Source organism: Rhizobium mulingense, from assembly GCF_029194105.1.
GTDB classification, from domain to species: Bacteria; Pseudomonadota; Alphaproteobacteria; order Rhizobiales; family Rhizobiaceae; genus Rhizobium; species Rhizobium mulingense.
On the sequence record NZ_JARFVE010000003.1, the window covers coordinates 126949 to 147455 of the forward strand.

The 20507-nt window shown below is 60.3% G+C and carries 19 protein-coding genes and 2 pseudogenes; 9 read left to right on the top strand and 12 right to left on the bottom strand.

The genetic code is table 11. From position 1 onward, the window contains the following. Positions 1-102 precede the first annotated feature (102 nt). Both PYR71_RS05550 and katE read left to right on the top strand, forming a co-directional pair. A complete protein-coding gene (locus PYR71_RS05550; RefSeq protein WP_096763922.1) occupies positions 103-609 on the top strand; it encodes a YciE/YciF ferroxidase family protein in 507 nt (168 codons plus the stop codon). An 89-nt stretch (positions 610-698) separates the two neighbouring features. Next, on the top strand, positions 699-2846 hold the full coding sequence (katE, locus tag PYR71_RS05555) for a catalase (protein ID WP_275618544.1): 2148 nt from the start codon (positions 699-701) through the stop codon (positions 2844-2846). A gap of 296 nt (positions 2847-3142) precedes the next feature. Here the strand turns inward: katE and PYR71_RS05560 are convergent. Together PYR71_RS05560 and PYR71_RS05565 are read right to left on the bottom strand one after the other, a co-directional pair. Next, positions 3143-4308, bottom strand: a pseudogene (locus PYR71_RS05560) (PAS domain-containing sensor histidine kinase). A 31-nt stretch (positions 4309-4339) separates the two neighbouring features. After that, positions 4340-5128, bottom strand: coding sequence for an alpha/beta fold hydrolase (locus PYR71_RS05565; protein WP_096763920.1), 789 nt, complete (start codon positions 5126-5128; stop codon positions 4340-4342). 231 nt (positions 5129-5359) lie between these two features. On the opposite strand from PYR71_RS05565, the pseudogene PYR71_RS05570 reads away from it, so the two are divergent. Beyond that, positions 5360-5677 (top strand): annotated as a pseudogene (locus PYR71_RS05570) (IS6 family transposase); the annotation flags it as partial. A gap of 178 nt (positions 5678-5855) precedes the next feature. Here PYR71_RS05570 and rapA2 read toward each other — a convergent pair. Next, entirely contained in the window at positions 5856-6572 is a 717-nt protein-coding gene (gene rapA2, locus PYR71_RS05575; RefSeq protein WP_275618545.1) for a calcium-binding lectin RapA2, read from the bottom strand. A gap of 631 nt (positions 6573-7203) precedes the next feature. Between rapA2 and rpsU the strand changes: the two genes are divergently transcribed. Next, complete coding sequence (gene rpsU, locus PYR71_RS05580) at positions 7204-7437, top strand: 30S ribosomal protein S21 (RefSeq protein ID WP_275618546.1); 234 nt, start codon at positions 7204-7206, stop codon at positions 7435-7437. Between the two features lie 23 nt (positions 7438-7460). Continuing rightward, positions 7461-7655 carry a hypothetical protein gene (locus PYR71_RS05585; protein WP_275618547.1) on the top strand — a complete coding sequence of 65 codons (195 nt, stop codon included), beginning with the start codon at positions 7461-7463 and terminating at the stop codon, positions 7653-7655. Positions 7656-7977: 322 nt separating this feature from the next. Here the strand turns inward: PYR71_RS05585 and PYR71_RS05590 are convergent, their stop codons facing one another. Further along, positions 7978-8889 carry a LysR family transcriptional regulator gene (locus tag PYR71_RS05590; RefSeq protein WP_275618548.1) on the bottom strand — a complete coding sequence of 304 codons (912 nt, stop codon included), beginning with the start codon at positions 8887-8889 and terminating at the stop codon, positions 7978-7980. A gap of 97 nt (positions 8890-8986) precedes the next feature. Between PYR71_RS05590 and PYR71_RS05595 the strand changes: the two genes are divergently transcribed. Further along, on the top strand, positions 8987-9862 hold the full coding sequence (locus tag PYR71_RS05595; protein ID WP_275618549.1) for an aldo/keto reductase family oxidoreductase: 876 nt from the start codon (positions 8987-8989) through the stop codon (positions 9860-9862). 163 nt (positions 9863-10025) lie between these two features. Here PYR71_RS05595 and PYR71_RS05600 read toward each other — a convergent pair whose 3' ends face one another. From PYR71_RS05600 to PYR71_RS05635, 8 genes are all read right to left on the bottom strand, one after another. Further along, the gene (locus PYR71_RS05600) at positions 10026-10217 is read right to left on the bottom strand and encodes a hypothetical protein (protein WP_275618550.1); all 192 of its coding nucleotides are present in this window, start codon (positions 10215-10217) and stop codon (positions 10026-10028) included. Between the two features lie 217 nt (positions 10218-10434). Further along, entirely contained in the window at positions 10435-11349 is a 915-nt protein-coding gene (gene ppk2, locus PYR71_RS05605; RefSeq protein ID WP_183918454.1) for a polyphosphate kinase 2, read from the bottom strand. Between the two features lie 108 nt (positions 11350-11457). Continuing rightward, entirely contained in the window at positions 11458-13110 is a 1653-nt protein-coding gene (locus tag PYR71_RS05610) for a GMC oxidoreductase (RefSeq protein WP_275618551.1), read from the bottom strand. A gap of 84 nt (positions 13111-13194) precedes the next feature. Then, a complete protein-coding gene (locus PYR71_RS05615) occupies positions 13195-14277 on the bottom strand; it encodes an ABC transporter ATP-binding protein (protein WP_275618552.1) in 1083 nt (360 codons plus the stop codon). Positions 14278-14284: 7 nt separating this feature from the next. Next, positions 14285-15169, bottom strand: coding sequence for a carbohydrate ABC transporter permease (locus PYR71_RS05620; protein WP_275618553.1), 885 nt, complete (start codon positions 15167-15169; stop codon positions 14285-14287). Then, positions 15169-16056, bottom strand: a complete 888-nt coding sequence (locus tag PYR71_RS05625; RefSeq protein WP_275618554.1) for a carbohydrate ABC transporter permease — start codon at positions 16054-16056, stop codon at positions 15169-15171. Before PYR71_RS05625 ends, PYR71_RS05620 begins: the two co-directional genes overlap by 1 nt. 100 nt (positions 16057-16156) lie before the next feature. Beyond that, complete coding sequence (locus tag PYR71_RS05630) at positions 16157-17389, bottom strand: ABC transporter substrate-binding protein (protein WP_275618555.1); 1233 nt, start codon at positions 17387-17389, stop codon at positions 16157-16159. A gap of 58 nt (positions 17390-17447) precedes the next feature. Beyond that, a complete protein-coding gene (locus tag PYR71_RS05635) occupies positions 17448-18401 on the bottom strand; it encodes a sugar phosphate isomerase/epimerase family protein (RefSeq protein ID WP_275618556.1) in 954 nt (317 codons plus the stop codon). Between the two features lie 218 nt (positions 18402-18619). On the opposite strand from PYR71_RS05635, the gene PYR71_RS05640 reads away from it, so the two are divergent. The 3 genes from PYR71_RS05640 (at position 18620) to PYR71_RS05650 (ending at position 20343) form a co-directional block, all read left to right on the top strand. Beyond that, complete coding sequence (locus PYR71_RS05640; protein ID WP_275618557.1) at positions 18620-19690, top strand: LacI family DNA-binding transcriptional regulator; 1071 nt, start codon at positions 18620-18622, stop codon at positions 19688-19690. Between the two features lie 96 nt (positions 19691-19786). Further along, on the top strand, positions 19787-20065 hold the full coding sequence (locus PYR71_RS05645; protein WP_064685089.1) for a CopG family ribbon-helix-helix protein: 279 nt from the start codon (positions 19787-19789) through the stop codon (positions 20063-20065). After that, on the top strand, positions 20053-20343 hold the full coding sequence (locus PYR71_RS05650) for a type II toxin-antitoxin system RelE/ParE family toxin (protein WP_275618558.1): 291 nt from the start codon (positions 20053-20055) through the stop codon (positions 20341-20343). The genes PYR71_RS05645 and PYR71_RS05650 overlap by 13 nt, the downstream gene beginning before the upstream one ends. Positions 20344-20507 lie beyond the last annotated feature (164 nt).

The window sequence follows — 20507 nt, forward strand, 5'->3', positions numbered from 1 at the left end:
GGGGGATCGCAGGGGTCGCCAGCGCTGTGGCCCTCAAGGAACTTCGACCAACTTCAAGAGTTAGTCTGGTCCCCACACTCGAAACGGTAATCGGATTCGCCCATGGCTATGGAAAAAACACTCGATGACCTCTTCCTCGACACTCTCAAAGACATCTATTTTGCCGAAAAGCAAATCCTGAAAGCTCTGCCCAAGATGGCGCGCGCGGCGCAAGCGGAAGAAGGCAAGGCCGGTTTCCTGCAGCACCGCGATGAAACTCAAGGCCAGATCCAACGCCTAGAACAGGTGTTCGAGCTTCTCGGAAAGCCTGCCCGCGGCAAGACCTGCGAAGCCATCCAGGGGATTATCGCTGAAGGCGAAGAGATCATGGAAGAATACAAGGGAACCGCAGCGCTCGACGCCGGTCTCATCTCCTCGGCGCAGTCCGTCGAGCACTACGAGATCGCCCGCTACGGCACCCTGAAATCCTGGGCAAGGCAGCTGGGCCTCAACGACGCGATCCCGCTGCTGGATGCAAACCTTCAGGAAGAGATTGCCACCGACCAGAAGCTGACAGCGCTCGGTGAAGCCTCGGCAAATCCCAAGGGCTCGCAGAAGAAGGCCAGCTAAGCCTTGGTCCTCCTAATCAGGCCGCCTTTTGAAGGCGGCCTTTTCATTTGAGCATGCCTTCCCCCAACAGACGTTACGGAGGACTCCCCATGGCCAAGAAGACGACGGCTTCCAAAGCAAGCCCTAAACTGGCGACCGCCACAATCCACGACCAGAAGCTCCATCGAGGTCAAGGCGGCGAACTCCATCAGTTCGCGGAGGGCGGTCAACCCCTCCTGACGACCGCTCAGGGCGGACCTGTCGCCGACGATCAGAACACGCTGCGTATCGGCGCCCGTGGTCCTGCCCTCATCGACGATTTTCACTTCCGAGAGAAGATCTTCCACTTCGACCACGAACGGATTCCCGAGCGCGTCGTCCATGCCCGCGGCTATGGAGCCCACGGGTTCTTCGAAACATATGAATCCCTAGCGAGCTATACGCGAGCCGACCTCTTCCAGCGGCACGGCGAGAAGACACCGGCCTTCGTCCGCTTTTCCACCGTCGCCGGCAACAAGGGCTCCGCCGATCTCGCGCGCGACGTTCGCGGCTTCGCCGTCAAGCTTTATACGCAGGAGGGCAACTGGGATCTCGTCGGCAACAACATTCCGGTATTCTTCATCCAGGACGCCGTCAAGTTTCCCGACATTATTCATGCCGCCAAGCAGGAGCCGGACCGGGCTTTCCCCCAAGCGCAGACCGCCCATGACAATTTCTGGGACTTTATCAGCCTGACACCGGAAAGCATGCACATGGTCATGTGGATCATGTCGGACCGCACGATCCCCCGCTCCTTCCGCTTCATGGAAGGCTTCGGCGTGCATACCTTCCGGTTCGTGAATGCCAAGGACGAATCAACTTTCGTCAAGTTTCACTGGAAACCGAAGCTGGGTCTTCAGTCGGTGGCCTGGAACGAGGCGGTCAAGATCAACGGCGCCGATCCGGATTTCCATCGCCGTGACCTCTGGCAGTCGATCCAGTCAGGCAACTTTCCGGAATGGGAACTGTGCGTCCAACTCTTCGACCAGGAGTTCGCCGACAGCTTCGATTTCGACGTGCTCGATCCGACCAAGATCATTCCCGAGGAAATTTTGCCGGTCCAGCCGATCGGCCGCCTTGTTCTCAACAGAATGCCCGACAACTTCTTCGCGGAAACCGAGCAGGTGGCGTTCATGACCCAGAACGTGCCGCCGGGGATCGACTTCAGCAACGATCCGCTGCTGCAGGGCCGCAACTTCTCTTATCTCGACACGCAGCTGAAGCGCCTCGGTGGTCCGAACTTCACCCATCTGCCGATCAACGCCCCGAAGTGTCCGTTCCACAACTTCCAGCAGGACGGCCACATGGCAATGCGCAACCCGGTCGGTCGAACCAATTACCAACCGAATTCGCGCAACGGGGGGCCGCGGGAGTCGCCGGTCCAAGGCTATCGGCACTTCGCGTCTGAGGAACGGGGTCCGAAGGTCCGGCTCCGTCCCGAAAGCTTTGCCGATCACTATAGCCAGGCACGGCAATTCTATATCAGCCAGACGCCGCCGGAACAGCGGCACATCGCCATGGCCCTGACATTCGAACTCAGCAAGGTTGAAATGCCGGTCATCCGTGAACGCATGGTGGCTCATCTCCTCAACATCGACGAGACGTTGGCAACAACCGTTGCCCAGAAGCTCGGCTTCCAATCCATGCCGAAGCCTGCAGATGCGGCGATGCCGACCCGTCAGGATCTCGAGGCTTCGCCGGCCCTCAGCATCGTTGAGCGCGGCCCCAAGCGATTCGAAGGGCGCAAGCTGGGCATTTTGATCACCGACGGTGTGGACGCATCGCTTTTGAACGGTCTGACCACCGCGATCGCTAAAGAAAAGGCCGTATGCGAGCTGATAGCACCAAAGGTCGGTGGCGTGACGGCCTCCGATGGTACCTGGATCGAGGCCCACCATATGATCGACGGTGGTCCATCGGTCCTCTTTGATGCGGTTGCGTTGTTGACCTCTCCGGCAGCAATGGGTGACCTTGTCAACGAAGCTGCCGCGCGTGACTTTGTCGCCGACGCCTTCCAGCATTGCAAGTTCATCGGCTACGACCAGTCGGCACTGCCTCTCCTGGAAAAGGCCGGCGTCGCCAATGCGCTCGATGAGGGTGTCCTTGCCCTGCCAGGCGAGGAAGGCCTTTCCACTTTCGTGGCGGAGCTTGGCAAGCTGCGCGTCTGGGGTCGCGAGCCTTCCGTGAAACTCGGCAAGGCGACCTCACGATCTGCATGATCGACAGATTGAGGGGCGCGGAGACGCCGCGCACCTCAACAACGTTTAAGCCCGCGAATACGGAGTGGGAGGCCGAGAACTGATGTGTAAGCTGTGCCCGCGGCTTGGCGAACAATGCCAGCTATTTTAACGGCGCTAGCGCAATGCGGGGCACGGTAACCCGAACGCAAAGGCCGTTCGACTGCCATTCGCGCGAAGTATTCGCATGGAAGCCCTGGCGATGGCCGGCGCCACGTCTTTCCGTGCCACCCTCGAGTCGTTCCCGCCTTTGTCGCGCAAATTTTCTGCTGCCGCTGTTAAACCGGCATCCGGAACAGGAATGCGGTATGGTTGTCGTCGGAGTGGACCTCAAGCCTACCGCCATGGCTTCGAGCAATCTCGTATGAGATGAACAGACCAAGGCCAAGCCCCTGCTTCTCCGCAGAGCTTGTGACCCGGAAGAAGGGCTCGAACAGGTGGTCCTTTACGTGCTTGGGGATCGGTTTGCCCTCATTTGCAACCGTTATCAGGATTTCATTCAGGGCCGATGCCGCGACGACCTTCACCGGCCGGTCGGGGGCCCCATGCGCCAATGCGTTACCCAGCAGTTGGATACCAGCTGAGCGACCCGGCCGCCGTCACAACGTACCTCGATCCCGATATCAAGCGAGCTCTGGATGTCTCGGCCGGGATGTGCGGTCTGTAATTCGTGGACAACCTGCTCAAGCACGGCCCGCAAGTCGGTCGGGTTCGGATTGATAGCGATGCCTTGCCCAGCTCTGCAGCGCGCAAGGTCGAGCATGTCCCGGATCAGGCTGGACATGCGCTCGGTACTTTGGCTCATCATCGTCAGAACGCGCCGTGCCTTGTCGGTCTGAGGTTCCCGCGACAGAATGTTGAGCCCTCCTGAAATCGACGCGAGCGGATTGCGCAGATCATGGCCCAGGATTGCGACAAACTGCTCCCTTAAGCGAGCCACCTCCTTTTCCGCAAGCAGCCCTTGCTCAAGCTGGAGCCGCTCGGCAATACCTGCATCGATACGCTCTTCCAGAGTTCTGTTCAGGTCCGCGAGCTCTCGGCGGGCTCGGTCGGCGGCGTTCTTCGCGTCCACCAGGTCGCGCTCGTATCGCCGTCGATCCGCCGCCTGAAACAGGGTTATGCGCGTAAACTGAACACCTCCGTCGCTCGATCGGCGTTCGGCCGCATTGGCCAGAACAGGCAGCTTCCGCCCGTCCGGACCGACGAGGTCCAGTGCGACTTCATTGAAGTACCCCTGCATTCGCAACAAAGGAGCAAAGTGTGTCTCGTAGAAAATCTTGCCTGGCACGTTCAGCAGATCGTAAAACCGCTTGCCGAGGAGCTCAAAACTCTGCGTACCCAACCATCCTGCAAGCGTTCGATTGACTTTTACGATCACGCCGTCAGCTGCGAGGGAGACGTAGCCACACGGGGCATTCTCGTAGAGGTCGTCCAGATCCTCCATGGTGCCCTCCAGCCCTCCTTGAGGCCCAGCCTTACACAAAGGCTTTGATCGCGGAAATAACCTGAGCAGGCGCGCTCAAGTTCGGACAATGCCCTGTTGCGTTGATCACGATCATTTCCCCGTTCGGCAGATGGTCCCGCACATACTCCCCCACCCCCTGCTGGGCGATGACATCCTGCTTGCTTTGGATCACAAGCGCCCGTGCCTGGCAGCGTGGAAGGTCCGCTCTATTGTCGGACAGAAAGGTGACGCGCGCAAACGCCTTGGCAATATCCGGGTCGGTACGGCAAAAACTGTTCACAAGCTCTTCGCTGAGCTCGGGGCGATCAGGGTTGCCCATGATTACGGGGCCCATGGCGGCAGACCATCCCATGTGATTATCGTCCAGGAACTCAAGCAGCTCCTCAATCTGTTCCCGCGTGAAGCCACCCTCATATCCTTCTTCGTTGATATAGCGGGGCGATGGTCCAATCAGCACAAGCTCGCTGAACAGATCAGGTGCGTCGATTGAGGCGAGAATGCCGATCATCGCGCTGACGGAATGTGCAACGAATACGCCACCTGTGATATCCAGTGCCTGACCTATCTGGACGATATCAGCCGCGTAGCCTGCAAGGCTGGAATACTTGGCATTCTCATAGGCGCCGAGGTCGGACTTGCCGCACCCGACATGGTCGAAGAGGACGACCTTGTAGTCCTGTTCAAAGGCCGGCGTGACATGCCGCCACATGTTCTGGTCGCAGCCGAAGCCGTGAGCAAAGACCATGGCACGCCGTCCTTCACCCCGCACGGTGACATTGTTCCTTGCGATGACCGACATAATCCCTCCGACTTGGGTACAAGCGCGTGGGCTTCCTGCCACCACACGCAGTGGAACATAGGAACATTATCGGCAGCGTCGAGTGCCTTAACCCTTTGGCCGAAACTCGGTAGTCTGTCCGTATCTCCAAGGTAGAATGATGATGCGAAGCACCGGAATAAGCATGCGGTCGCCTGTTCATAGCACGTGGAACCGATGTCACGTTGTCTGCAGCTTAACGGTTGAGGGATAATGGGCGAGGATGAGCTCGCCGACGATCAGCTACAAGAACCCCCGCTTTCCACCGCAAATCATCGCCCATGCGGTGTGGCTGTACTTCCGGTTTCCATTGAGCCTGCGGCTGGTCGAAGGAAATGCTGTTGGAGCGGGGCATTGTCGGATCTTACGAAACGATCCGGCGATGGGGCCGGCGGGGCGGCTTATGCCAATCAGTTGCGTAGAAAGAAGCCGTCACAAAAGTATATCTGGCATTTGGACGAGGTGGTGGTGTCCATCGGCGGCCGGAAACATTGGCTTTGGCGCGCGGTTGATCAAGACGGCTGCGTTCTGGCGCAGCGGAAAGCAGTGACCGCAGCATCTGTCTGAGTTCAAGAGAAGCGCTTCATGCGCCCCTCAGTCAAACAACGTGACAACGCCCTCTCCAAGAAGGATATATGAGGAACGCGGATGCGAATACGCCCGCCGATCGTGCGGCGGGCGTCTTGTCTCATTGATCTATTGCTTCAGATCAAACACCGACGCCGTCGGGATGAGCGTCCGTGCCGAGGATATTGAGCGTTACCTTGGCAGTGTCCGTATGGCCTTCGCCGTCGGAGATCTTGTAGTAGCGGAGAACTTCCGTGTAGGTCACGCCTGCATCCAGATCGGCCGTCAGGTCGTAGGTGAACGTGCCGTCCGACTTGACATGGAACATGCCATACGTGCCGGCAACGTCGGTTACGGCGTCGGCAGCGGCGCCTACCTTGGTGCTCAGGAACTCGCGCAGGAACATCTTGCCGTTGTCGCCGGCAATGTCGTTGTCCAAAACGTTGCCGCCGATGGCCTGGCCTTCGGTGAAGTGGTAGGTGTCATCGACCGCAACCGGCTTGATCTGAGTCACGCCCTGGATGTTCATGGTGAACAGGCCCATGTCGGTGTGACCGGCGCCGTCGGAGATCTTGTAGGAAACTTTTTCGACCAGCGTCTCACCATGGGTGAAACCGATCTTGGCGGCGTCGCTCAGAACATAGGTGTAGCTGCCGTCGGCCTTGACGAAGAACGTGCCGTAGTCGCCATGGATTTCGGTGACCTGACCGGCCTGCTTGGCGCCGACCGACTGCTGGTCGAAGGCGCGCAAGAACAGGTGGCCGTTGTCTGAGGAATCGTTGGACAGAAGATTTCCGGAAATTACGTCGGTTTCTTGAAAAGTCGCACTATCGTCAGTTGCGTGAACCGGGGAAGCCATTAGTTTCTCCTAAAATTGTATTTCTGTGGGTCATTTTGACCTTCGCGAGCGACTTCTTTTAACAACTTATTAATCATGCAAGTCAATGGGGTATTTAACGCAAGTTTAACATTCATCCATAACGTGCATGAACGTTTAGGAAGCGACCAATACGTTATTAAATCCAATCAAATTTGAACCAATTTCGACCAATTTACACCCGGTAAACTTGAAGGAACTGCTCCGTGACTATGTGGCGGCCGTGCTCTTCTGACGCAGCTTCTATCCCGGCTGCACACCGTTGCAATCCTTGACACCGGCACCTACCTTAGAGCGCAATCGATCTCACCGGACACAAGCAGTGCCGATACGGGAATGAACGCAAATGGATCGGCGGAATGCGCCATCCGGACGGCCCATGGGCAATCCCAGCAGCAAGATGATTCCGGCTACGGCCGTCGGAGGATTTCTTTTCTTGAACCCAAAAAATATACGGCTGCGGTCGTTGATCGGCCGGCGCAAGGGTCGCGATGCTGTCCCATTGCTGGAGCGTGAAGGGCATTAGCCTTCTAAGCCGCCATGAATGCAGGCTTGATTACCTGATAACGCGGCTGACGGAGATCGGCCCACCATCCAAACAAGGAGAATGCGCATGCAGGTACTCGTCAGAGACAACAACGTCGATCAAGCCCTGAGGGCGTTGAAAAAGAAAATGCAGCGCGAAGGGCTGTTCCGCGAAATGAAGGAGCGGCGCTCCTATGAGAAGCCCTCGGAACGCCGCGTCAGAGAAAAAGCCCAGGCGATCAGCCGGCAGCGCAACGCCGCACGCAAGAAGATGCAGCGCGAAGGACTCCCGGCCGGGCGGAAGCAGGTGGCAGTGCGTTAACAGCTTTCCCGAAAGGATAGACAATGGACGAATTGAATAGCCTTGTCATTTCAGAAGAACGCCTCGAGGATTGCCGTGATGTGGTCGAGCCGGAGCTGCAAGACCTGATCCAGCGTGCGCTGACATCGGGTTTTTCAAGGGAGGAAATCCTCATAGCCGTCAGCGAACTGGTCGCAGAAGACTTCGCAATGGTCATGGAAACTCCAAGCGTGCATTGAGGAACGAATGGTGACGGTTACGGCGCAAAAGGATGTCTTTGGTGTGGCCGAGGACCGCCTTCCGAAGGGGTTTCGATATTCTTCGGATATCGAACCCCGGATCTGCAGCGTTCCGTTCTCGAAGCGATACCGGCCTGTCGTTTAGAGCCTTCGACTTCCATGGGTTCGAAGGCAACCGAAGGACGGTTTCCTTCGGCTGAAAATACGACTCCACAGAGCATCAGGAAAAAACAGAGGCGATATCGTTATTGCTGCCGCCTATCCGTGAGGTCGCCGTAGGTTTCGCGGGCATGTTCTCGTGACCGACGCCGGGCAACTTCGTTCAAGCCGGGTTAGCTGACGCCTTGACGAAATCGATGAAGGCGCGGAGCGGTGCCGGCACCAGGCGCCGTCCCGGATAATAGAGAAACGGCCCGGAAAAGCGCTGCCACCACGGTTCGAGAATGGGCTCGAGAAGCCCACTGTCAAAATGCGGGCGTAACCAGTCTTCGAAAATGCTGATCACCCCCGTGCCCGCTATGGCGGCGTCGACAGACAGATCGGTCGCCCCGCCGACCTTGACGATCAATGGCCCTGATGGTTCGACCCGTACCACTTCGCCGTCCCGTTCATATTCCCAAGGCGTCGTCAGCGCACCGCTGTCAAACCGGCCCAGCAGGCAGGCATGGCCGAGGAGTTCGCTCGGATGTTGCGGCCGGCCATGGCGGTCGAGATAGTCGGGGGACGCGGCAGTGGCAAAGCGCTGCTGGCGCGGCCCGATCGCTATTGCGATCATATCCTGCTCCAGCCGCTCGTCGTAACGAATGCCGGCGTCGCATCCGGCAGCAAGCACGTCGACGAAGCTCTCCTCGGCGACGATCTCGAGGCGGATATCGGGATAGGCGGCGAGGAACGGCGGAACGATGGCCGGTAGCACCAGGCGCGCCGCGCTGACCGGCACGTTGAGCCGCAGAGAACCAGCCGGCCTGTCGCGAAATCGGTTGACCACGTCGAGCGCGGCCTCCACCTCCGTCAAAGCAGGGCCAAGCCGTTCCAGCAGGCCTTTGCCCGCTTCGGTTGGAACGACGCTGCGCGTCGTGCGGTTGAGCAGTCTGACCCCGAGCTCAGCCTCGAGGCGACGCACCGCTTCACTGAGAAAAGAGGCGCTGCTGCCACTGGCCCGCGCCGCCTCGCGAAAACCGCCGGCCCGCGCCACGGCGACAAAGGCATTGAGATCGCTCAAATCTGCTTTCACTGTACGCTACTCCGCACGGCCTGTACGGATTGTACCCGATTATCACACGCTCCGCCAAGGCGTAGTCTCGGCCTCACCTCTTGAAAGGAGTGAGATCATGTCCATTATCGATGAGGCCGGCAGCTTCAATCTCGGCGACCGCAACGTGAAGCGACTTGGCTATGGCGCCATGCAGCTCGCGGGGCCTGGCGTGTTCGGCCCGCCCAGGGATCATGGCGCCGCGCTTGCGGTGCTGCGCGAGGCGGTCGCAAGCGGTGTCGATCACATCGACACCAGCGACTTCTACGGTCCGCACGTCACCAACCAGATCATCCGCGAGGCCCTCCACCCCTATCGCGATGATCTCGTCATCGTCACCAAGGTCGGCGCCAGGCGCGGCACCGACGGATCCTGGATTCCGGCTTTCTCGCGCGATGAGCTGACGCAGGCGGTACAAGACAACCTCCGTAATCTTGGCCTTGACGTGCTTGACGTCGTCAACCTCAGGATCATGGTCGACGTGCATGGCCCGGCCGAAGGGTCGATAGAAGCGCCGCTGACGGTGCTTGCAGATCTCCAACGACAAGGCTTGGTCCGCCACGTGGGCTTAAGCAATGCCACATCGAGACAGATCGCCGAGGGGCGCGGAATCACCGACATTGTCTGCGTGCAGAACCAGTACAATCTGGCACATCGGGCAGACGATCGCCTGATCGACGAACTCTCCCGCGAGGGTACTGCCTATGTGCCGTTCTTCCCGCTCGGGGGCTTTACTCCGCTGCAGTCCTCGACGCTCTCCAATGTTGCCGCACGCCTCGACGCGACACCCATGCAGGTGGCACTCGCCTGGCTGCTGCGTCGCGCGCCCAACATCCTGCTGATCCCCGGCACCTCCTCCGTTGGCCATCTCAGGGAAAACCTCGCCGCCGCCGGCCTCGTGCTGCCCGATGAAGCCATCGAGGAAATGAACCGGATGGCCGATATCGCTGCCTGACGGCATGTGATGGCCGCAGACGGTCTACCGTTACGCCACGCCTCGCGCGGCGTAGCCGGCGGACTGCGGATTATCGATGTTTCGGCAAGCCGACTGATCGTGATCCGATGTGCGGCCAGGTCAAAACTTCAAGACGCTTCTGCCTCGGCAAGTCGCTTGATCATCAGGACGACTTTCCGGTGATAAGTTCATAGGGCAGGAAGGCCGCCGACATCGTCAGAAAAACCCCGATTGCCAGGGGATAATTGGCCGCCGTATTCGGATCGGTTAACTTGGGAATGCCGATCACGGCGCCGGCCGCCAAGACGGCCGACAATGCGACCTCTTGGATAATCAGCTTCGAACGACGTGTCATGATCGACCTCCTGTTGCCAGATGAGCTTGGTCCATCGCCTCACCCGAGCAAGGCTAGAGCAAACAGAACGGGTATCAAGATAAAATCCAATTTTTGCGCGGCAAGCACCTGCTGATGGTTGGCAAGCTTGGTGCGCCTCGTGGTTTATACAGAAGGGTCCAGGGACCATGCGACCCCTGGCTTCATGCTCCGGGAGCCGATCCGGCGCGGCTATGCTTCAATAGCGCTCTGGTACCAACATTTCAGCCGGAACCGGCGCCCTAATGTAATCATCATGGCGGATGCGATCCGGCAACTCGATTTCCGGTTTCGGCACATCCTCGTAAGGGATCTGCTCGAGAAGATGGGCGATGCAGTTCAGCCGCGCCCGTTTCTTGTCCACGGCCTGCACCACCCACCAAGGCGCCTCCTTGGTGTGCGTGCGCGCCAGCATTTCTTCCTTGGCTTTGGTATATTCCTCCCAATGGACACGGCTTTCCATGTCCATCGGTGAAAGCTTCCACTGCTTCAGCGGATCGTGGATACGCATTTTGAAGCGGAATTCCTGCTCCTCGTCGGTGATCGAGAACCAGTACTTGATCAGCACGATGCCGGAGCGGACGAGCATGCGCTCGAATTCCGGCACCGAGCGGAAGAATTCCTCGAGCTCGTCGGGGGTGCAGAACCCCATCACGCGCTCGACGCCGGCGCGGTTGTACCAGCTGCGGTCAAAGAGCACGATCTCGCCGGCTGTGGGCAGGTGCGGAACGTAACGCTGGAAATACCATTGATGGCGCTCACGCTCGGTCGGGGCGGGCAGTGCGACGGTGCGGCAGACGCGCGGATTGAGCCTCTGGGTGACGCGCTTGATCGCGCCGCCCTTGCCAGCCGAATCCCGGCCCTCGAAAAGCACCACCACCTTCAGCTTCTTGTGCTGGACCCAATCCTGCAGCCGCACCAGTTCGTGCTGCAGCCGGAAGAGTTCGCGGAAGTAGATCTTTCGCTCGAGCGTCTGCTCGGCAGGTTCCGACATTCCCTCGGCGACCAGATCGTCCAGGCGGTCTTCCTCCATCTGCATTTCCAGCTCCTCATCGAAGCTGTCTGCGATTTCGGCCTTTATGCGGTCGAGTTGGTCCTGCGGTGTTTGAGCCATGGTTTTTTCCTTCCTGTTGTTTTGACAGGAGCATGTCAGTACGAAGGCTATATGACGGCCACTAATCGAGCTGAAACGGTTACGCCCGTCTCTCGTTCCAACTGCAGCTTAGAGCTGCCCCGCCCGATATCGATCGGCAAGGTTTCGGCAGGCGCGGATCGTCAGGGCCATGACGGTGAGCGTCGTGCCCGCGATGCCGCTGCCGGGGAAGGCGCTGGCGTCGGTGACGATGAGGTTTGGGGCATCCCAGACCTGGTTGTAGGGGTTGAGCACCGACGCTTCTGGGCTTTCACCCATGCGCGCACCGCCGGTTTCATGGATGGCCGCGCCCATGCACATGGTCTTGCGGAACCATACGCGGAACATGAAGCGGCTGAAGGCGTCCGTGTCGGGAAAGGCGCCCTTACCCATCTCCTTGAGGCCGGTGGGCGAGCCGATGAATTCGAGCTCACCGCCGACTTCGCTCACCATGGTGATTAGCGTTTCCTCCTGCTGGCGAAGCAACGCCTGCTCCTCCGCCTGCATGACGCAGCGGATATGCGGCACGGGAATGTTCCAGGCGTCTCTGCGCCTGGCATCGAGGGTGATGCGGTTGTCGGCATAGGGCAGCATGCGGCCGAAGCCGAAGAAGGCGAGACGCGCATCGGTGTCCCCGGAAACAGGCGCCCGGCCGACGCTGCCCTGGTAGTCAAAATCGCCGCGGGCCGCGTCACCCTCGCCGAAACGGGGGATGAAGATCCCACCCGAGGGATTGTAGAACGGGTCGGTCGGAGCGGATTCGTCGGGCGCCCAACCTTTCGCCTTCGAAAAAGATCCGAAGGCGAGGCAGGGAAGCTGATCCATGAAATAGCGGCCGAGAACGCCTGAGCTATTTCCGAGGCCGTCGGGATGTTGGGCCGAGGCCGAATTGAGGAGCAGCCGCACGCTCTCGATCGGCGAGGCCGACAGCACCACCGTCGCGGCACGGGCCATCGATATCTCACCCGTATTGCGGTCGATGAATTCCGCGCCGGTTGCGCGGCCGGTTTTCTCATCCGTCGTGATGCGGCGAACGACGGCGTCGTAGCGGACCGTCAGCCGGCCGGTGGCCTTGGCATCCTTAAGCGGCCGCGGCATGCGTTCGGCGTCCGGCGCGATGTAGCGCCAGGAAACGACGCGCCTCTGCGGCCAACGGCTTTCAACCGCTTGCTTGAAGATCTGTTCGGCGGGCGTCAGACCCGCCGGATTGGCATAGATCCCGTCCGGCAGCGTCGGCACATCGTCCTTGTTGCCGTAGAGCCCGAGATAGGTCTCCACTTCGTCGTAGAACGGCGTGAGCTCGTCATAGGAGAGCGGCCAGTCGACGCCCTTTCCAGAGCGCGACCGGATCTTGAAATCGTCGTCGGTCCAGCGCAGCAGCACGCGGCCGAAACTGTGCAGACGCCCGCCGCCCTGGCGGCCGCGGATCCACAGGAAAGGCTCGCCCTTCGGCGTCGTATAGGGGTTCTTGCGGTCGTTGACGAAGAAGTGGCTGAAGCGCTCTGTAAAGAAGGCCGCGCGCGCCTGGATCGGCTGCCCCTTGATCGTGGCGCGCGCACGCTCCCAGATATTGATGCTGCTGGCGGGCGCCTTCTTGCGCGCCGGGTCGAAATCCCCAGGCCCAACGGCCGGACCGGCCTCCAGAAGCAACACCGACAGCCCTTGCGCCGTCAGTTCTTTGACCGCGAAGGAACCCGCCGCGCCGGAGCCGATCACCAGCGCATCATAGATGATCTCAGACATGTCTTTCCAAATCCTGTTCTGGAGCAATTGCTCAAAGCGGAGGGCAGCGCGCCGGCGATTGCGAGAAAACCAAGGGGCGGCGCATCAGAGCCGCGACCCGTCGGCGCCGAAGAGCGACGCCTTGGCGATATCGAGCCCGGGAGCCACGGCGTCGGCCGGCTGCAGGGCCACATCGCCCATCAGCCTGAGCGAGAGGCTTTGATCGGCCCAGTCGAACCAGACGACCGCATCAGACCCCATCGGCTCGACAACGGAAACGCGGCCGGAAATGGTGGGCAGGCTACTTGCCGCTCCGTCGAGCACGAGATGCTCGGGGCGAAAGCCGAGCGTTGCGGGTCCTTCCGCCGCTGCTGCTTGAAAGGAATAACCGGAGAGATCGACAGCAAGCCCCTTGCTTCGAAAGATTAGCGCGCCGTGGCCCCGTTCGATCCGGCCCTCGACGAAGTTCATCGCCGGCGCGCCGATGAAACCGGCAACGAAGAGATTGGTCGGACGGCGATAGATCTCGGCCGGCGAGGCAAGCTGCTGGATGACGCCGTCGCGCATGATAGCGATGCGATCGGCAAGGGTCAGGGCCTCGACCTGATCATGGGTCACGTAGATCATGGTGTTGCCGAGGCGCTGATGCAGCTTCTTGATCTCGACGCGCAATTCATTGCGCAGCTTAGCGTCAAGGTTCGACAAAGGTTCGTCGAAGAGAAAAACATCCACTTCGCGCACAAGCGCCCGGCCAATGGCGACACGCTGGCGCTGCCCGCCGGACAATTCGGCCGGGCGCCGGTCGAGCAGCGTGTCGAGGTGAAGGAGAGCGGCGGTACGGGCGACACGGGCCTCGATCTCGGCCTTCGGCAGACCGGCGACGCGAAGGCCGAAGGAAAGGTTCTTGCGGACCGACATGCGCGGGTAGAGCGCGTAGGACTGGAAGACCATGCCGATGCCGCGGTCTTTCGGTTCCTCCCAGCTGACGTTCTTGCCCGAGATCCAGATCTCACCGGCAACGATCTCCTGCAGGCCAGCAATGGCGTTCAGCAGAGTGGACTTGCCGCAGCCCGAAGGGCCGAGCAGCACCAGGAACTCCTGCGGGGCAATATCGATCGACATTTTTTCGATCACCGTATGGTGGCCATAGGCGATCTTCAGATCCTTGACGGAGACGGCGGATTGCATGGAAGCGTTACCCCTTGACTGCGCCGGCTGCGATGCCACGCACGAACCAGCGGCCGGACAGGAAATAGATGGCAAGCGGGACGATGGCGGTCAGGATCGTCGCCGCCATGTTCACATTGTAAGTGCGCTCGCCCATCGTGGTGTTGACGATATTGTTGAGCTGGACGGTCATCGGCAGATTATCGCGCCCGGCGAAGACGAGGCCGAGCAGGAAGTCATTCCAGATGCCGGTAAATTGCAGCATCGAAACGACGACCACCATCGGCACGGCGATCGGCAGCATGATCTCGAAAAAGATGCGCCAGAAGCCGGCGCCGTCGACGCGCGCCGCCTTGCAGAGCTCTTCCGGCACGCTGACGAAATAGTTGCGGAAGAGTAGCGTCACCAGCGGCAGGCCGAAGATGACATGCACGAGAATGATGCCGGCAAGCGAATTGTAGAGCTCGATATTCGCCATCGCCCGGACCATCGGATAGAGGAAGATCTGGTAGGGGATGAGGCCACCGGCCATCAGCAGGCCGAAGAGCAGGTTGGCCCCGCGCGGCCGCCAGAGCGACAGCGCATACCCGTTGACGGCGCCGATGAAGACCGAGAGCGCGACCGCGGGAAGGGTTATTGCCACCGAATTCCAGAAGCCGCTCCGAATGCCGACGCAGACGGTTCCCATGCAGGCGCCTGACCAGGCGGTCGCCCAGGCGGAGAAATCGAGCTTGGCCGGCAGCGCGAAGATCTGTCCGAGCCGGATTTCGTCCATCGATTTCAGAGAGGTGACGACCATGGTGTAGAGCGGCAGAAGGAAGAAAAGTGCTGCGACGACCAGGAAGGTGTATAGGCCGATGCGCCCGGCGGTGAGCCGTGCCGGCTTCGGGCCGTTCGGATAAGGACCCGCCATCAGGCAGCTCCCTTCGCTCTGGCGCGCATATGCATCGCATAGCGGAAAGGGGCGACCGCGATGATCACGCCGAGGACGAGCACCGTCGCGCCAGCTGTGGCAAGTCCGAGATTCTGGCGCCCGAACAGATTGTCCATGATGAATTTCGCCGGCACCTCAGTCGCATTGCCGGGGCCGCCATTGGTCATGGCGACGACGATGTCGTAGGTCTTGATCACGCCCATGGCGAGCAGCATGCCGGCCGCCGCCAGCGCCGGCCCGAGCTGAGGCAGGATGATCGAGACATAGATCCGCCAGACGGGAATGCCGTCGATCCGCGCCGCCTTCCATTGCTCGGCCTCGATGCCGCGCATGCCGGCAAGCGCGATGACCATGACCAGCCCCGCACCCTGCCAGATGCCGGCGAGCACCAACGCGTAGATCGCCATGTCGCGATTGACCACCCAGTCGAGCACGAAGCTATCCCAACCGAGCGAACGCATACTCGCCTGGATACCGAGCGTCGGATTGAGCATCCATTGCCAGATCAGCCCGGTCACGACGAAGGACATGGCGTAGGGATAAAGGAATATGGTCCTGAAGGCGCTTTCGAAGCGGATCTTGCGGTCGAGCGCTGCGGCCAGCAGAAAGCCGAGCAGCAGACAGCCGGCGACGTAAAGGACGCCGAAGACCAGCACGTTCTGCAGAGAAGCGAGCCATTTGGCGGAAGAGAAGAGCTTCGAATACTGCGCAAGGCCGACATAGGTCGAGGATGGGAAAAGCGTCGAATTGGTGAAGGACAGGCGGATCGACCACGCCATGGTGCCGATGAAGACCACCACCGCGACGAACCATGTCGGCAGCAGAGCGATAGTGGCGGAAAGGATAGGCTTGCGTTTGAAGGACATCGGCCAGCTCTCGACAGATGAAAGGGGCGCGCCGCCGCTGCACAATCGCGGCGGCCGGCAGCCGTGGCGTCGGCATCAGGCCGACGCCACAAGCGCTCTCCTATTCGAAGATGGCGAAGAAGTTTTCGGCCGCAGCGGCTGCGTCGTTCGAGCCGCCGCTCCAGAATTCGTCGACGTAGTCGTCGAGAGCGCCGACCTGCTGGGGTGTGAGTACAATCGCCTGGTCCGGCACGATCGCGCCCGCAGCCATCAGCTCCGCCCCCTTCCGGGCACAGACATCGAGCTTCGATTTGTCGACGTCGGTGCGCATGGGCACCGCGCCCTTCTTGAGCGCGAACTCGACCTGGACGGCAGGATCCATGACGACCTCGGCGAGAAGTTTCTGCGCCTTGTCGGTCGCGGCATTGTTGGTCTTCGGGAACCAGAGCGAGTCGGCGATATAGACCATGCCCTTCGACTCCGGCGCGATCATGCAGCCATAATCCTTGCCGGGCTCCTTGCCGGCGACGGTGAATTCGCCCTTGGCCCAGTCGCCCATGAACTGCACGCCGGCCTTGGCGGTGATCAGCATGGCCGTTGCGTCGTTCCAGTTACGGCCGGCTGCACCGGCGTCGACATAAGCGCGCAGCTTGCCGAGGATTTCCAGGGTCTTTTTCACGCCATCGACCGAAGCCTCGCTTTTATCCTTGTCGACATAGATCTTCAGGAAGCCGTCGATCCCGACCTGCGACAGCAGGATCATGTTGAAGACCTTGGTCTGCTGCCAGGGCTGACCGCCCCAGGCAACCGGAACGACGCCGGCAGCCTTCAGCTTGTCGAGATCGGCGAAGAACGCGTCCCAGCTCTTGGGCTCCTCGGCGATGCCGGCCTTGTCGAAGGCTTCCTTGGAATAGAAGACCCAGCTTTCGCCATGGGCACCCGTCGGCGCCAGATAGACCTTGCCGTCATAGGAAATGAGATCGGTGATCGATTTCGGCAGGACGGCGGCCCATTTGCCGGCGGCAGCCACATCGTCGATCGGGTTGAACAGGCCTTGGCCGACGAAATCCGCAGCCGCAAGGCCGATGACGCCCTGTTTGGCGCCAGGCGCATCGCCGGCGACGATCCGGTTCTGGAAGGCGGCATCGGCCGCGCCGAAACCGGCGATCGAGGAATCCTTCCAGACGCCGCCGCGCTTTTCGAATTCGGTTTTGATGACGTTCAAGGCCGCCGCTTCGCCGCCCGACGTCCAGGACGACATCATCTCGATTGTCGGCTTGTCCTCGGCCCGTGCCGAAGCACAGAGGCCGGCAACTGCCGCACCGGCAAGAAAAAGTTTCATCATGATCTTCATTGTTCCACCTCTTGAAAATGCCCTCTTTGCGGGGCGTTCGTCGTCTTCGGAATGATTGTCAGCGATAGATCGGCAGGAGCGCCTGCCGGACGAGCGTCAGCCCATTGGCGATGTCGCGGACGGGATCCGGCGCGGCATCGAGTTCGAGGATCGCCCAGCCTTCATAGCCGCGGTCGCGCAGCAGCCGGATCCAGGCCGGCCAGTCGACCCGTCCGAGGCCGAAACCGCAGAAATAGGGGCGGTGGCGATCGTGAATGTGCTTGTCGATCAGGGTGTCGGCGGGCATCGGGCCGATCGCGTCCTTCCAATGAGCGATGATCATCCGCTCATGATGACGATCGACGAGCTGGACGGGATCGGAGCCTGCAACGATAATATGGGCTGTGTCCGGGCACATATGCACATAGGCGGGGTCGGTCAGAAGCATCATCAGATCGACGTCGCGCGCGCCGGCAAAAATCGAATGCGCCTCGGTATGCAGCGCCAGCCGCACGGCCCTGGCATAGAGGGTCGCGCCGAGACGGTTCAGAAAGTCGGCAATCGCCTTGGCGCGGTCGAAATCATGAAACTGCACCGGCTGGGCGCCAAGGGTCTGGCGAAGCGGGGCGCCGATCACCATGATGTCGCTGCCACAGGCTTTCAAGAAGTCGGCATAACGTTCCGCCTTGTCAATCAGCGCGCGCTGGGCCTCTGGGTCGGTAAAGTCGCCCGCTGCCTCAAGCTCGGCGAAGAAGCCGCTGCAGAGCGTCAGGCCGCGGCTTGTCAGCTCGGCTGCGAAAGCGTCGACGGAGCCATAAGTCTTGATCGCATCCTGCCAGTTGAAGGGAGAGAAGGTCAGCTCGACACCGGTAACGCCGGAGGCCTGGACGCTGTCGAGGATCTTGTCCCAGAAGGCACGCGGTTCGGCGCGCGCATAGGCAACGATCGCATCATCGCTATCAACGCCCCAAAAGCCTTGATGAAAGAACGTCACGAGATCGACGCCGAAGCGCAGCCTTTCGGCAGTAGCCATAGTCCACCCATTTCAGGCACGACCTACCGGCGTGCGGAAGGGCAGATCCGCATCCAATAAGTCATGGATTTCAACGCATTAAGAAATGGCAATCGTTTGCCATTAGGAGATGATAGCCAAGCTGTTTTTTTTGGCAAGCGATTTTTGGCAAACGTTTGCTATAAGACAGCACATATTTTAGAGTTTCAGATCGAAGCATCCGATGGAAAGAAATAAACTTGAATAAAAACAAGGATGTAATGGGAGAAGAACCATCAGGGGCCTTGATGGCGGATGTCGCGCGGCTCGCCGGCGTTGCCATATCAACGGTCAGCCGGGCGCTCGCCAACCCCGGGCGGGTCAATGAAAAGACGCGGGCCAAGATCAACTCGGCCGCCAAGCAGCTCGGCTATACGCCCAATGCAATGGCCCGGAGCCTCAGGGTCGGCAAATCCAACATCATCATGATCATTCTGCCCGGATCGCTCTATTACGGCGTCTCGCAGATCATCCCGCAGGTCCTGCAGAGCATCAACAAATCGCTGATCCAAGGCGGCTACAATCTGATGATCGCCAACCTCGATCGCGACGAGATTTCCGAGCGGCACATTCTCGACCTTGCCTTCGGCGGCAGCGTGCGCGGAGCCATCATCCTGTCGTCGAAGCTTCCGGAGGTCGATGGGCGCTCGCTGGCAAATTCCGGCCTGCCGATCGTTTCGATGCTGCTCGACATGAGCGACGCGGGCCTGCAGAGCGTCATTACCAACGACCGCGAGGCTGTGCGCGACGTCACCGCCGAACTGATCCGGCTGGGCCATCGGCGGTTCTTCTATCTTGCGGGACCTGAAGGCAATTATCATGACGTCGAGCGCTATGGCGGCGTGCTGGAAGCGCTTGAGGCAGCCGGCCTGTCGAAGCAGGCAGTGCATCGCTCGGGCGGACGTCTCGATTATCAGCACGGTTTCGATATCGGCGTGCAGGCGGCAGACGATTTCGCTGGGTTGGCCGAGAAACCAACGGCGGTCATCGCCACCAGCGATGACATGGCCATTTCATTCGTCAGCCGCATCCGGCGCGCCGGCTTGAGCATTCCCGATGATCTTTCCGTCGTCTCCTTCGACGGCTCCCCGGTCTGCGAATTCTCCTCGCCGCCGCTCTCGACGATCGAGCAGCCGGTGGAAGAGATGGGGCGCGCGGCAGTGGAACTCCTGCTCGACGCCATTGGCCAGAGGCAAAACCCGGCCTCCGTGCGCACCGTCGTCCGCAGCAAGCTCATCCTGCGGGAGAGCATCGCGCCTCCGAAGCGTTGACGATGGCAGAACTCCTTCATGAATTCATTCATGGACAAACAGGGCAAGGAAGTCTAAATTAGCGTCAGGTATTACCTCTGACTAAGGAGTTGCCTCATGGCATCGCCGACCTCGCTCAAGCTCGATGATGAGCTGAAGGGCCGCGTCCAACAATTGGCCGAGGCTCGCCGCCGCTCGTCCCACTGGATCATGCGCGAAGCCATTGCGCAATATGTGGAGCGCGAGGAGAAGCGCGAGACGCTGCGGCAGGAGACGCTTGACGCCTGGAATGAATTTGAAGCGACGGGACTGCACGTCACCGGAGTCGAGGTCGAAAAGTGGCTTTCGACCTGGGGAACTGACGACGAGTTGTCCGCCCCCGAATGCCACAAGTAATCTTCTCCCCGGCCGCATTCCGCGACCTCGAGCGGCTGCGAGAGTTCTTGCGCCCAAAAAATCCGTTAGTCGCCAGGCGGGCGGGCGAAACTATTCTCAAAGGCGTGAGCCTCCTCGGCGCACACCCCCATATGGGACGCCTCATCGAAGACCTGCCCGAGCAATACCGGGAATGGCTCATCGATTTCGGAGAGAGCGGATACGTCGCGCGTTATCGTGTGGATGGCGACATTTTGACGATCCTCGCCGTGCGGCACCAGAAGGAAGCAGGGTTCTGATCCGGGCTCCGAGGTTCCGTCGGCCGGTTGGTAAATTTGCAAGCGTCTGGTGATATGGCCGCCCACAGGGCGCCAAATGCACTCCATCAAAACTTCGTCTGACCCCATCAGCCGGCGCGTCGTGCTACGAATTTCACGACGCCGGGCGATCTGAAAATTCAGGT